This window comes from Novosphingobium profundi (assembly GCF_020524485.1).
GTDB lineage: Bacteria > Pseudomonadota > Alphaproteobacteria > Sphingomonadales > Sphingomonadaceae > Novosphingobium > Novosphingobium profundi_A.
The window spans coordinates 409,102-421,807 of record NZ_JAIVLF010000003.1; the positions used below are offsets into that span (position 1 = coordinate 409,102).

General features: G+C 67.1%; 8 protein-coding genes. 1 reads left to right on the forward strand and 7 read right to left on the reverse strand.

Annotation, left to right across the window (positions count from 1 at the left end; all coding sequences use genetic code 11):
- The 6 genes from LC060_RS08115 to LC060_RS08140 form a co-directional block, all read right to left on the reverse strand.
- The gene (locus LC060_RS08115) at positions 1 to 4,761 is read right to left on the reverse strand and encodes an NAD-glutamate dehydrogenase (protein ID WP_226635282.1); all 4,761 of its coding nucleotides are present in this window, start codon (positions 4,759 to 4,761) and stop codon (positions 1 to 3) included.
- A gap of 381 nt (positions 4,762 to 5,142) precedes the next feature.
- Positions 5,143 to 5,754, reverse strand: a complete 612-nt coding sequence (leuD, locus tag LC060_RS08120) for a 3-isopropylmalate dehydratase small subunit (RefSeq protein ID WP_226634360.1) — start codon at positions 5,752 to 5,754, stop codon at positions 5,143 to 5,145.
- A complete protein-coding gene (gene leuC, locus LC060_RS08125) occupies positions 5,751 to 7,202 on the reverse strand; it encodes a 3-isopropylmalate dehydratase large subunit (protein WP_226634362.1) in 1,452 nt (483 codons plus the stop codon). The genes leuD and leuC overlap by 4 nt, the downstream gene beginning before the upstream one ends.
- The gene (locus LC060_RS08130; protein ID WP_226634364.1) at positions 7,199 to 8,227 is read right to left on the reverse strand and encodes a zinc-dependent alcohol dehydrogenase; all 1,029 of its coding nucleotides are present in this window, start codon (positions 8,225 to 8,227) and stop codon (positions 7,199 to 7,201) included. The genes leuC and LC060_RS08130 overlap by 4 nt, the downstream gene beginning before the upstream one ends.
- Positions 8,224 to 8,991 carry a cupin domain-containing protein gene (locus LC060_RS08135; RefSeq protein WP_226634366.1) on the reverse strand — a complete coding sequence of 256 codons (768 nt, stop codon included), beginning with the start codon at positions 8,989 to 8,991 and terminating at the stop codon, positions 8,224 to 8,226. Before LC060_RS08135 ends, LC060_RS08130 begins: the two co-directional genes overlap by 4 nt.
- Positions 8,988 to 10,181 (reverse strand): FAD-dependent oxidoreductase, encoded by a 1,194-nt coding sequence (locus tag LC060_RS08140; RefSeq protein ID WP_264191786.1) that lies wholly within the window; start codon positions 10,179 to 10,181, stop codon positions 8,988 to 8,990. The genes LC060_RS08135 and LC060_RS08140 overlap by 4 nt, the downstream gene beginning before the upstream one ends.
- A 259-nt stretch (positions 10,182 to 10,440) precedes the next feature.
- On the opposite strand from LC060_RS08140, the gene LC060_RS08145 reads away from it, so the two are divergent.
- The gene (locus LC060_RS08145) at positions 10,441 to 11,316 is read left to right on the forward strand and encodes a helix-turn-helix domain-containing protein (protein ID WP_226634370.1); all 876 of its coding nucleotides are present in this window, start codon (positions 10,441 to 10,443) and stop codon (positions 11,314 to 11,316) included.
- Here LC060_RS08145 and LC060_RS08150 read toward each other — a convergent pair.
- Positions 11,245 to 12,561, reverse strand: coding sequence for an MFS transporter (locus LC060_RS08150; RefSeq protein ID WP_226634372.1), 1,317 nt, complete (start codon positions 12,559 to 12,561; stop codon positions 11,245 to 11,247). The genes LC060_RS08145 and LC060_RS08150 overlap by 72 nt on opposite strands.
- Positions 12,562 to 12,706 lie beyond the last annotated feature (145 nt).

A 12,706-nucleotide genomic window follows, 5' to 3' on the forward strand; every position in this document is an offset into this window, starting at 1 on the left:
TCAGCGCTTGAGCAGGTTGCGCGCCTGCACCGCGATCTGTGCGAGCATCGCGGGTGTATGGGTCCCTGCTTCCTCGGCCCGGCGCACGACCGTGCGGAAAGCCGAGATCGCGGCCGAATTCTCACGCGTCCACTGTGCGGTCGCGCCATCCAGGTCGTTCTTGCCCGCCTTGGTGCGCACCAGCGCCTTCAGGAAATCAAGCCGCATCTGCTGGAAATCGCGGGCGAGCCCCGCCACCAGCAGGCGCTCCCAGGGATCGGTCGGCGTCATCAGGGCAGCGCTCGCCTGCGCCCAGTCGAGCCCCAACCCGGCGCCGAGCGAGGTGAAGGCCTCCACCAGTTCGCGCGCCGCGATCTTCGTTTCGGCGGCAAGATCGGAGATGCCGACCGCGCCATCGAGGTCGAACAGGCGCGTTACCGCCCGGGCCTGCTCCTCGGGCGCGCCAAGCTCGCGCAGGCTCTCGAAGATGCGCTTCGATTGCCCCTGCGCGTGTTCGCCCAGAAGGTCGTAGACGTCGGCCTTGAGGATCTTCATGCCGCCCTTGAGGCGGTCCTTCAATTCACCCGGCGCCACGCGGCCTGCCCCTGCCCGCAAGAGGTCCGCCATGTGCGAGCGCATCGCTCCGGCCGTCCGGTCAAAGAGGGCGAGGCGTGCCTCCTCGGGCATCTCGGCAGTCTCGAGCTGGCTCCACAAGTCGCCCAGATCGAACATGTCCTCGGCCAGAACGAAGGCCGCGGCCATCTGCCCCAGCGTCGCGCCCTCTTCCTCGGCCACCTCGAAGGGATGGACGAGGCCAAGGCGGTTTACGATGCGGTTCGCAAGCTTGGTCGCGATGATCTCACGCGCAAGGCGGTGTTCGCGGATGAAGGGCTTGTACTTCGCCTGCATCGGCTCGGGGAAAGCCCCGACCAGCATCGGGGCCAGGGTCTCGCCATCGGGCAGCGAGCTGTTCTCGATGGCGTCTTGCAGGACCAGCTTGCTGCTGGAGAGAAGAACGGCAAGCTCGGGGCGGACCAATCCGCGCCCCTCCTGCCCGCGCCGAACCAGCGTCTCATTCTCAGCCAGCCCTTCGGTCACGCGGTCGAGGTTGCCGCCTTCTTCCAGCATTTCGATGAGGCGGATGTGCGAGTGGACCGTGTCCGCCCCGCCGCGCCCGGCGATGGATAGGGCAAGGGCCTGGAGGCGGTTGTCCTCCAGCACGATCTCGGCGACCTCCTCGGTCATGTCGCGCAGCAGCGCCACGCGCTTTTTCTCGGTGAGCTTGCCCGCCCGGCGTGCCGCGGCGAGCGCGATCTTGATGTTGACCTCGTTGTCCGAGCAGTCGACGCCCGCCGAATTGTCGATGAAGTCGGTGTTGATACGCCCACCGCGCCCCTCATCGCCCTTGAGCGCAAACTCGATGCGCCCGGCCTGTGTGACGCCCAGGTTTGCGCCCTCGCCGATAACCCGCGCGCCCACCTCGTTGGCGCTGACACGCAGCGCATCGTTGGCGGGATCGCCCACGGTCGCGTTGTTCTCGCTCGAAGCCTTCACGTAAGTCCCGATGCCGCCGAACCAGAGCAGGTCGACCTTGGCCCACAGGATCGCGGAAATCAGCGAATCCGGGTCGAGCGCCTCGACCTCGACGCCGAGCGCCTTGCGGATTTCCGGGCTGAGCGGGATCGACTTCATCGAGCGCGGAAAGACCCCGCCGCCCTTGGAGATGAGCGACTTGTCGTAATCGTCCCAGCTCGAATGGGTGAGCTCGAACAGGCGTTTGCGCTCGTCCCAGCCGGTCTTCGGGTCGGGATCGGGGTCGATGAAGATATGGCGGTGGTCGAAGGCTGCCACCAGCTTGATCGCCTTGGAAAGCAGCATGCCGTTGCCGAACACGTCGCCCGACATGTCCCCGCAGCCCACGACACGGACCGGGTCGGTCTGGACGTCGATCCCCATTTCGAGGAAGTGGCGCTGCACCGAGACCCAGGCGCCCCGCGCGGTGATGCCCATGGCCTTGTGGTCATAGCCGTTCGAGCCGCCGCTGGCGAAGGCATCGTCGAGCCAGAAGTCCTTCGATTCCGCGATACCATTGGCCACGTCGGAGAACTTGGCCGTGCCCTTGTCCGCCGCGACCACGAAGTAGGGGTCCTCGCCATCGCGTATCTCGACGCATTCGGGATGGACGACCTTGCCTTCGACAATGTTGTCGGTGACCGAGAGCAGCGTTGCAATGAAGATTTCGTAGCTTGCCTGCCCTTCGGCTGCCCAGCCCGCGCGGTCGCGCGTGGGATCGGGCAGCTGCTTGGGATAGAAGCCCCCCTTGGCGCCGGTCGGCACGATCACCGCGTTCTTGACTCGCTGCGCCTTCATCAGACCCAGGATCTCGGTGCGAAAGTCATCGCGCCGGTCCGACCAGCGAAGGCCCCCGCGTGCGATCGGCCCGGCCCGCAAGTGGATGCCCTCGACCCGGCGCGAATAAACGAAGATCTCGCGCCAGGGCAGCGGCTTGGGGAGTCCGGGAACGCCTGCGGAATCGAACTTGAAAGCGAGTGCCACCTGCGCGTGCGGGGCAAAGGCATTGGTGCGCAGCATGGCGAGCACGAGGTCGCGGTAGGCGCGCAGCAGACGGTCATCGTTGATGGCGCCAACCCCGGCCAGACCCTCGCGGATGGCTTCTTCGGCACTGTCCTGCGCGGCCTTGCGGACGCCCTTGAAGTCAGGCTGGTGGAGCGCGCGGAAGAGGTCGACAATGCCAAGCGTCACCTTGGGCGCGCCAAGCAGCGCCTCGACCACGGTCGCAATGCCGAAGTGCATGCCGCCCTGGCGCAGGTAGCGGTAGAAGGCGCGCAGCCAGTTGGCCTCACGCTTGGAGAGGCCAAGTCCCGGCACCAGGCGGTTGAACGCGTCGTTCTCGCCCTCGCCATTGAGGACCGCGCACAAGGTATCCTCGATCATGGGCGCCAGGCCCAGGACCGCATTGGGCTCGGTGCCTGCGGGAAGTTCGAGCGTGAAGTCGTGGATCGTGCCGATGCGCCCCTGGTCGAGCACCGTCGGCACTTCGGCCAGGACGCGGAAGCCGAAATTCTCGAGCGCAGGAACCGCATCGGAGAGCGGCAACTGGCCTGCGGCCTGGTAGATCTTCAGGCGCAGATTGCCCTCTTCGTCCTGTTCGTGAGCGTAGAGGCGCGCATCGCGCTGGCCCGTGGCGCGCGCGGCCTCGCCCGCCTCGCCGACCACGATCTTGCGCATGTGGGCGATGTCGATGGCGGCTTCGGCCGGACCATATTCGCTGCGGTAGCCGAGCGGGAAACTTTCCGCATAGCGGCCCGCGATGGCGTTGGCGCGCGCGGGCTCAAGCTGCTGGGCAAGGACGGCGGCAACCGCCTCGGTCCAGCCGCGCAGCAGCACCTGGAGGCGGTGATCAAGCTGCGCCTCGTCGGGCTCCTGCGCACCTTCGCGAATGTCGAAGGTGTAGCGCAGCATGGCCAGGCTGCCCGACTCCACCACCAGCGTCCAATCGAGCGCGGGCGCGTTGGCCGCTTCCTCGACCAGCGCCTGGATACGGTGGCGCATCTTGGTCGAGACCAGGTCGCGTGGCAGCCAGATAAAGGCAAAGAGGTGGCGCATGAGCGGCGCGGTCGCCAGCAGCAGGCGGGGCCGGGGCCGGTCAACAAGGCCGGTCATGGTGCCCGCCAGCCGTTCGACGTCAGCATCTTCGAGGCCAAGCACCAGATCGTGCGGCAGGCTGGTCAGCGCGTGGGCGAGCGCCTTGCCGGTATGGCTGCGCGGATCGCAGTTCATGTTCGCGGCAATACGCGCGAGCACACCGCGCAGGCGCGGCACGCGGTCGGGCGGCGAGGCCAGCGCCTCGCTGGTCCAGGTGCCCGCATGGACCGAAAGCGCGGTGACCTTGCCCTCCTCGATGACGGGCACGAGGAACAGGTCGAGCGGGACACGGCGGTGCACGCTCGACACGCGGTTGGCCTTGATGACCATAGGCACGCTCAGCTTGCCCTCGGCGAGCTGGGCATCGAACGTGGCGAACGCGCGCTCGTAGCTGGCATCGGAGAGAAGTGTCTTCACCCCGCGGCGGCAGATGCCCAGGCGCTTGGAGTGGCTTTCATCGCGCCCGCGCGTGACGTGCCCCAGGATCGTCAGCATGCCCGAAGCGAACCACTCCAGCAGGGCGGCACCCTCGCGGTCCTCGATGGTGGAGGCGTCTTCGTGGAGGGCGTCGACCATGCGCGGCCAGTCCGCGACCGCACTGCGCACGTCGGCCAGCATGGCTTCCAGGGTGCGCTTCAATTCGCCGCGCTGGCGGGCATCGACGCGTGCCATCTCGATGTAGATCATCGATTCGCGGGTGAAGGCCTCATCATGGCCATCCGGGCCAAAGCGCGAGAGCGCCCCGTCCGCCCCGCGCGCGACATTGACGATGGGGTGGACCAGCCGGTCGATCACGATCCCAAGCGCCGCCAGCGCGGCCGCGGTCGAATCGACCAGAAAGGGCATGTCCTCGTTGATGAGCGCCACGCGCAGAACCGGGCGTTCCTCACCCGCCGAGGCCACTTCAACCACGCTCTCGCCATCCTCGCGCGTCCTGGCCGCATCGAGCAGGAACGCCGCGGCGTCCTCGATCCAGGGCTCGTCGTCCGCGCCGTCACCGGGCAGGAGCCCGGCGCGAATCTGATCGGCCAGGATCTGCGCCAGGTCTTCGCTGCCGTGCGATGCCTTGTCCGATTTGGTCGCCTTGGCTTTCGAGGTGGTCTTGCCTTCACTCATCATCGTCTCCGCCCAATTGCCGCGTCTTGCTTCGGCTCTTGCCCCTGTCCGAGGAACAAGGCCTGCGCGCGCTTCGGGTTCCCTTCTTGCAAAGGGTTTGTTTCCGTTCGACTTGCACGGGCCCCGGCACTTGTCCGAGATACCCGGCGCGAGGCCGTCCGGTGCCCCGTGGTAACGCCGGTTCGCTGCCGAACCAAGAGCTTCACCACGCCCGACTCCGCACGCAGATTAGCGCACAACGCGAAATTTACGTAGACGTTGTTATAATTTTCGTTCGATCACGCGCAACGGACTTGAGTTGCATTTTTCGCGCGCAGCAAAAAGGGCGGCGAAACCCGTGTCTCGCCACCCTTTCCGATACTGTCTGTGCAGGCCTTCGCCTCAGATGGCGAGCGGCTCGTAAAGCCAGGGCTGCGCGGCGCGCTGGCCCTCCTCGAAGGTCGAGATCGCGGTGCCCCAGCGGCTCTGGATCATGCCGGTTTCATCCCAGCCCTTGAGCAGGCGTTCCCGCGCGTTGTCGGAGATCTCGAAATCGATGACCTTCTCGCCCGCCGTGATCGTACGCGCGACGAGGTCGACGCTCAGTTCGCCGTCCTTGCCGAAAGCGGCGAGTTCCTCGAGCGTCGCGGGATCGAAGACGATGGGCAGGACCCCGTTGCGCAGGCAGTTGGCCTGGAAGATCTCACCAAAGCTTTCCGCGATCACGCAGGTGATGCCGAAGTCCTTGATCGTCCAGACCGCCTGTTCGCGGCTCGATCCGCAGCCGAATTCGCGGCCCGCGATGAGGATGCCCGCACCGCGTTCCTTGGCCTCGTCGATCGGATTGGCAATCGCGTTGCCTTCGGGATCGACGCGGCGATCGGCGCAGAAGTACTGCCCCAGCCCTTCGCGCTGCATGATGAGCAGGAAGCGCGCCGGATAGATGATGTCGGTGTCGATGCGGTTCTCGCGCAGGAGCAGAACCGGGCTGGTCAGGCTTTCAAAGGGCTTCATGCCACGATCTCCTCAAGCGTGCGGACATCGGCGATGTGGCCCGTCACGGCCGCAGCCGCAGCCATCGCCGGGCTCATCAGGTGGGTGCGTCCGCCGCGGCCCTGGCGGCCCTCGAAATTGCGGTTGGAGGTCGATGCGCTGCGCTCGCCTTCGGCGAGGCGGTCCTCATTCATCGCCACGCACATCGAGCAGCCCGCCATGCGCCAGTCGAACCCGGCCTCGGTGAAGATCGTGTCGAGCCCTTCCGCTTCGGCCTGTGCGCGCACGGCCATCGAGCCCGGCACGACAAGCGCGCGCACGCCTTCGGCCACCTTGCGGCCTCGGGCGACGGCGGCGGCAGCGCGAAGGTCCTCGATGCGGCCATTGGTGCAGCTGCCGATGAAGACCACGTCGACCGCGATGTCGGTGACGGGCATGCCCGCTTCGATTCCCATGTAGGCGAGCGCCTTGGCGTGCTGGCGTGCAGCTTCGGCGTCCTCGGGTGCGGCTGGAACCGTGCCATCGACAGGCGCGGCGTCCTGCGGGTTGGTGCCCCAGGTGATCTGCGGGGCGAGCGCGTCAAGATCGAGCGCGACGGTGCGGTCGTATTCCGCGCCAGGATCGCTGGCGAGAGTGCGCCAGTAGGCGGCAGCCTGCTCGAACATCTCGCCCTGCGGCGCGAGCGGACGGCCGCGCAGGTAGTCGATGGTGGTCTCGTCCGGCGCGACGAGGCCGATGCGCGCGCCCGCCTCGATCGCCATGTTGCACAAGGTCATGCGCGCGGCCATCGACATGGCGCGCACCGCCTCGCCGGTGAACTCGACCGCGCAGCCGGTGGCAAAGCCTGCGCCGTAGCGCCCGATCAGCGCCAGCGCGACGTCCTTGGACGTGACGTGGGCGCCCAGCGTGCCGGACAGTTCCACCTTCACGGTCTTCGCACGGCTCTGCACGATGGCATTGGTGGCGAGCACGGTCTCGCAGTCGCTCGCCCCGATGCCGAAGGCGAGCGCGCCAAAGGCGCCGTGGGTCGAGGTGTGGCTGTCGCCGCAGGCAAGCGTGATGCCGGGCAGCGTGAAGCCCAGCTCCGGGCCCATGACGTGGACGATGCCCTGGCGCGCATCGTCAAGCGGCACGTAGGGAATGTCGAACTCGGCGACATTGGAGGCAAGCCGGGCAACCTGCGCGCCTGCCGCACCATCATCCTGCGCGATGCTGAGGCGATCAAGCGCGGTCGAGACGGCGTGGTCGGGCACGGCCAGGTGCGTTTCCCGGCGGTGGACCGAGCGTCCGTTGCTGCGCAGCGCCTCGAAGGACTGGTGCGTGCTGCATTCGTGCAGCAGGTGGCGGTCGACGTGGATGAGAGCGGCGCGGCTTTCCTCACCCTCTCCTTGCGCTCCGGGCACGACTTCGATGACGTGGCTGTCCCAGAGCTTGCGATACAAGGTGCGCGGGGCACTTGCGGTTGTCACGCGGTCTCTCCGATCTCGATTATGACACGCCCGACATCGCGGGCTTGGGGTCCGGCCAGCAGAGTAAAGGCCTCGGCCACGTCATCCAGCGCGAAGCGCCGAGTGATCGTAGGGCGGAGGGAGAGGTCCCCACGGGCGATGAATTCCAGAACCTCGGCTTGTCCAGCGCCCGCCCGCACGCCCAGGATCTCGAGCTCGCGCTCGACGATCTGCCAGTTGCTGACGGGAAGGTCTCCGCCGCCTGTCAGCGCGACACGGGCGCCCGGCGCGGCGACGGCGAAAGCCTCGTCCATACCCCAGGCCGATGCGGTGGTCTCCATCACCGCGTCCAGCCCTTCCGGGAACGCGCCTAGCACACGCTCGGCCACGCTTTCACCATGGGCGGCAATCGGGAAAAGATGGGCCGCGCCGAGGTCCCCGGCGAGATCGGAGCGGCGTCCGCTCCCCCCGATTGCGACGACCTCAAGGCCCAGCGCGCGCGCCATCGCGACCGCGCCCAGCCCCATGGCGCCCACGCCCACGATGCCGACGCGCTGCCCCGCTTCTAGCCCCATCCGGCGAAAGGCGTTGAGCGCATCGACGGGCCCGGCCAGCATCGCGGCATCCTCGAAACCGACCCCGTCGGGCAGGACCGCGAGCTTGCGCGCGGACACGAGCGTGTATTCCTCGCAGCAGGTCTGGCGCGCCGGGGTCCGGAACGCAGGATCAAGACACAGGTTGTGGCGGCCCTTGGTGCAGTTGGCGCAAGCCCCGCAGTGGTCAAGCGCGAGCGCGCTGACCCTGTCGCCAGGGGCCAGCCCCTCCACGCCCGCGCCAAGCTGCGCAACGATGCCGGAAAAGTCCGCGCCGATCCCGACCGGGTAGCTTTTCACGTAGCGCCCACCCCGGTTGAGGTAGGTCCCCACGTCCGTGCCGTAAGGCGCATAGGCCATGACCTGGACGAGAACCTGCCCGGGCCCCGGCTCCGGCCGGGCGACGTCCTCGACGCGGAGGTCGCCCGGGGCGTGGAGCCGGGCGGCCTTCACGAAGCGGCTCCGAACGTCCAGACGAGGATACGCGCCCCCTCACCGCTGGCGGTCGCCCCCAGCAGCGGGGTGTCGGACGCGCCGACCGTGTAGTCGCCCGCAGCCCAGGTTTCGCCCGCGCCTTCCAGCGCGCCGTCCAGGACATAGGCTTCCCAGCTCACACCAAGGGCCGCGGCCTCGCCCTGCCAACCGGCCGGGACGAGCACCTCGAACGTGCGCGCACCGCTGCGCGGATCGGTGCTGAACGTCTTGACCGTCCAGCCCTCGGGCAGCGCGGGATCGGGCCGGGGCACGACATCGGCAATGGCCAGTTCGAAGACGTGACCACGCGCATCATCGGCCGCGGGCAGCGGATACTCGATGGGCTGTTCGGGCTCATGGATCAGCTGGAGCGAGAGCAGCCCGTCGCTGCGCACGAGAGCCAGCGCGCCTTCCTCGGAGCGTTCATCGTGGCCATGCACGATGTGGCCCGGACGATAGAAGTAGACCCCTTTGCGGAAGTAGTGGTTGCCATCGAGCGTCACCGAACCCTCGAGCATGTAGACTTCCTCGAAAGCGTCGTGGAAGTGCGCAACGCCCCCGCCACGCCAGCCTTCGGGGATGTAGACGAGGTTGGTGACGTGCCCCGTCTCCGGGTCCTCACCCAGCTTGCGCCGCTTGAGGCCGTGGGTGCCCAGCATCTCCCAGTCGAGCGCGTTCCCGCGCACGTGGTCGAGTGGGCCAGCCGCCTTGCGCAGCGCCGGCTCGGTGATCGGGCCTGTCATGCGATTTCCCTTTCCTGTGCAAGGCTGGAGAACATGGCCTGGCGCAACAGGTAGGCGCGGCGCGCTTCCGGATCGGCCTGAACGCGGCGCATCTTCTCGCGCTTGGCGGCGAGCGCGGTCTGGTCGGTTTCGCCCATGTTCTCCATGTTCTCGATGGTCTGTGCCTGGATGAACGAGCGCGTGACAGCCTGGCGCTGGCGCTCAAACTTGGCAAGAGCTTCGAAATCCGCGTCCTTGCGCAGGATCATCCAGAGCTTCTCGGCGAGGTTCCAGCCATCGTGGATGCCGCTGTTCATGCCAAAACCGCCCAGCGGATTGTTGAGATGCGCGGCATCGCCGATGATCGCCATGCGCCCCTCCACGAACTTCTTGGCGACGCGCTGGTGCACGCGGTAGATCGTGCGGTGCGTGGTCTCGACATTGCCATGCCCCACGATGCGGTTGAAGATCTGGTCGGCGTTGGCGTCGCTGATGAGATCCTCGTCGCTGACATCGCCATCGCCGGGCACGAGCACGCGCCAGATGCCCGGCACCTTGAGCAGGACCAGCCACTCGTCGGGATCGCTGATGTAGTTCACGTAGTCGAGGTCGGGGATCGCCTTCTCGATCTCGAGCCGGGTCGACATCGAGACGAACTTCTCTTCGTAGGTGAAGCCGTCGAATTCCGCCCCGATGACCTTGCGCACGACCGAACGCGAACCGTCCGCGCCGACGAGGAACTTCGCCTCGATCTCGCGCTGGACGCCGTCCTGTTCGACCGTGGCGACAATGCCCTCGCCGTTCTGGCGGGCATCGATCAGGCGGCAGCCGAAGTGGACATCCATGCCGTCCGCTTCCTGCACCTTGGTAGCCAGGTGCTTAGCCAGGTAGTGCTGCTCGCACTGAAGGCGGAAGGGGAAGCGGGTGAGATCGGACAGTTCGGTCAGGTCGAAGCGCAGGGCCTCGCCGCTGCGGCGGTCGCGCATCTGGTAGATCGGCGCCTTCAGGCCCATGCCGATCAGCGGCTCTGCCGCGTCGATCTCGTCGAGCATTTCGAGCGTCGAGGCGTGGATCGTCGAAGCCCGCAGGTCATGGGCGCAGTCCGGCTCCTGTTCGATCAGCGTCACCGAGATGCCCATTGCCGCAAGGCGCGCTGCGCAGGTCGCGCCTACAGGGCCCGCGCCCACGACCAGGACTTCGCATCTATTCATGATTGCCACGTACTCCGTTGTGCGTTCTCCCGGCTTTCCGCGTCGGTGCCGGAAGGCAAGGTCTTGCACCCGGGGCAGACGCGTAAAACGACAGGCCAGCGCACCATCCGTATCGCGGCATGACCTGCCGACCTGCCGGTTGGCGGCGCCCTACAATGTTCACACTATGGACATTCTCTCTCGCCAGGCGGTGGATCAGCTTGACTCAAAGTCGCTTTCGGCAAACTTTTTTGATCCAGATCAATGCAGCAACCGCGAGATGCCCGTGCCTGAATTCGTCGCTTCGCCCGCCGCTACCTCCGCCGGAACCGAGCCCTTTCGGGGCAAGGACGTGATCCAGTCGCTCTCGCGCTCGATCAACGTCATCCAGGCCATCAACCGCTATGGATCGCTGGGCCTGACCGAAATCTCGAGCGCGGCGGGCATTCCCTATCCGACCGCCTATCGCATCGTGAACACGCTGATCGAGGAAGGCCTGATCGAGCGTGAACCCACGCGCAAGCGCTACCGCCCGACCGCCCTCATCCAGACGCTCTCGTGCGGTTTTCAGAACCATGATCGCCTGGTGAACGTGGCGAGGCCGCTGATCCAGGGCTTCACGCGCGATCACCACTGGCCGCTGAGCGTCGTGACCCGGGTGGGAAGCAAGATGGTGGTGCGCGATTCGACCAGCACGCAGACCACGCTGACCTTCAACAACTACTATCCCGGCTGGCAGGTGCCGCTGCTGGCGTCGGCCTCGGGGCAGGTCTTCTTCTCGTTCTCGGACGAGGCCGAACAGGCCGAGCTGCTCTCCCAGTCGCAGCGCATCCACGAGCCGCTCGACACCGTGATCCTGCGCGACTTCCAGAGCGGCAAGGCGCAGGTCCGCATCCGCGAATGCGGCTATGCAGCGGTCGCGCGCACGCCCTATTCGGCAACGCCGGGCAAGACATCCTCGATCGCGGTGCCGATCTTCGATGGTCACGGCGATCTGCTGGGCGCGCTGGCCTTTGTCTACTTTGCCAATTCGATGCCGCTCAGCCAGGCCATCGAACGTTATCTGGAACCGATGCTGGGCGTATCAGCGCGGATCGCCGACGGGCTCTTCGCGATGGGCAACGGCATGCCCGCCTTCGACGAGGCGGCGGAATAGGAAGGCCGCCAGCGCCGCGCCGGCAATGAGCGCGGCGCAGATCAGGAACCCCGGGCGGTAGCTGCCGAACAGATCGAACAGCCGCCCCGCCACGAACACGCCCGAGCCCGACGCGATCGATTCAAAGACGATGAAGGCGCCCGTCATCTGGCCCAGTCGCGGCCCGGCAAACGAATTGGCGATGACCACCTGAGTGAGGACGTAACACCCGGCCCACCCTGCACCGAGCAGGACCAGCCCTGCAAACGCGATCATGGGCCCGCCAAGGCTCAGCAGCAGGGCGCCCGCGAGCAGCAGCATCTGCTGCGAGTTCCACACCCGGTTGGTTCCCCAGCGCTCGGCCGCCGCGCCCACCAGCACCTTGCCGAACAGGCCGGTGAGGAACACCAGCGTCATGCCGAGCGCCGCCATGCGCGCGCCGAGGCCAATATCCTGAAGGTAGAGAAAGAGGTTGAGCAGGAACGCGGTCGAGGCGAAGAATGTCCCGAACGTCGCCGCCAAGAGCAGCGCCAGCGCGAGACGATGGCGCGGCACCTGCGCGAACGCGCCAAGCAATGGCCCCGACCTCGCCGCCGGTTCCGCCGCCCCCTCACGCCTGTTCGGCCTCGGAGAGCGCACCAGCACGGCGGCCACGGGCAACAGCGCCAGCGGGATGATGGCCGCCGCGCGCAGAACACTGCGCCAGTCCGCCTGTTCCAGCGCGAAAACCGCAAGCGAGGGGAAGATCGCCGCGCCGATGCTCGTACCCGACAGCGCAATCGAGGTCGCCAGCGTGCGCAGGCCCGAGAACCGCGCGCGCACCATCAGCACCACGATCACCACGTGCGAGGAGGCAAAGGACAGCCCCAGCAGCCCATAGAGGGCATAGATCTGCCCGATGCTGCGCGCATGACCGTAGGCGGTCAGCGTAATCGCCAGAAGCACGAGGCCCGCCAGCACGATCCGCGAGGGCCGCACGCGCGTCGTCAGAAAGCCGATGGCCAGCCCCGACACCCCGGCCGAAAGCAGGAAGATCGTCTCGCGCAGCTTGAGCGCGCCGCGGCTGATCCCCAGGTCCGCCAGAATCGCGCTGTCGAGCGCGGGCAGGCCCGAGGTGATGATGCCATGGCACACGGTCATCACCATGAGCAGTCCGGCAATGAGGGCCCAGGCCCCGGCATCGGGCATGGCGTCAGGCGGCACTTGTGGCGCGTGCGTGCCGCCATTGGGGGCAACGCGCGCAACAGGGAGGGGCTTCTGGGTCATGCCCGGAGCGTGCCGCGCACGGCCGCCCTTGACCATCGCGCGCCTCCCGCCTCATCCGCAATACGGATAGACTGCCCTATCCCGGTTGTGGCGCATCCTGCGAAACCGCAGCCGAAGCGCAAAGCCACGCCCCTGTTTCCTGCCC

Coding starts and splice junctions, on each gene's coding strand:
- LC060_RS08115 (WP_226635282.1), bottom strand. CDS start 4,761: ATGAGTGAAGGCAAGACCACCTCGAAAGCCAAGGCGACCAAATCGGAC.
- leuD (WP_226634360.1), bottom strand. CDS start 5,754: ATGAAGCCCTTTGAAAGCCTGACCAGCCCGGTTCTGCTCCTGCGCGAG.
- LC060_RS08135 (WP_226634366.1), bottom strand. CDS start 8,991: ATGACAGGCCCGATCACCGAGCCGGCGCTGCGCAAGGCGGCTGGCCCA.
- LC060_RS08140 (WP_264191786.1), bottom strand. CDS start 10,181: ATGAATAGATGCGAAGTCCTGGTCGTGGGCGCGGGCCCTGTAGGCGCG.
- LC060_RS08145 (WP_226634370.1), top strand. CDS start 10,441: ATGCCCGTGCCTGAATTCGTCGCTTCGCCCGCCGCTACCTCCGCCGGA.
- LC060_RS08150 (WP_226634372.1), bottom strand. CDS start 12,561: ATGACCCAGAAGCCCCTCCCTGTTGCGCGCGTTGCCCCCAATGGCGGC.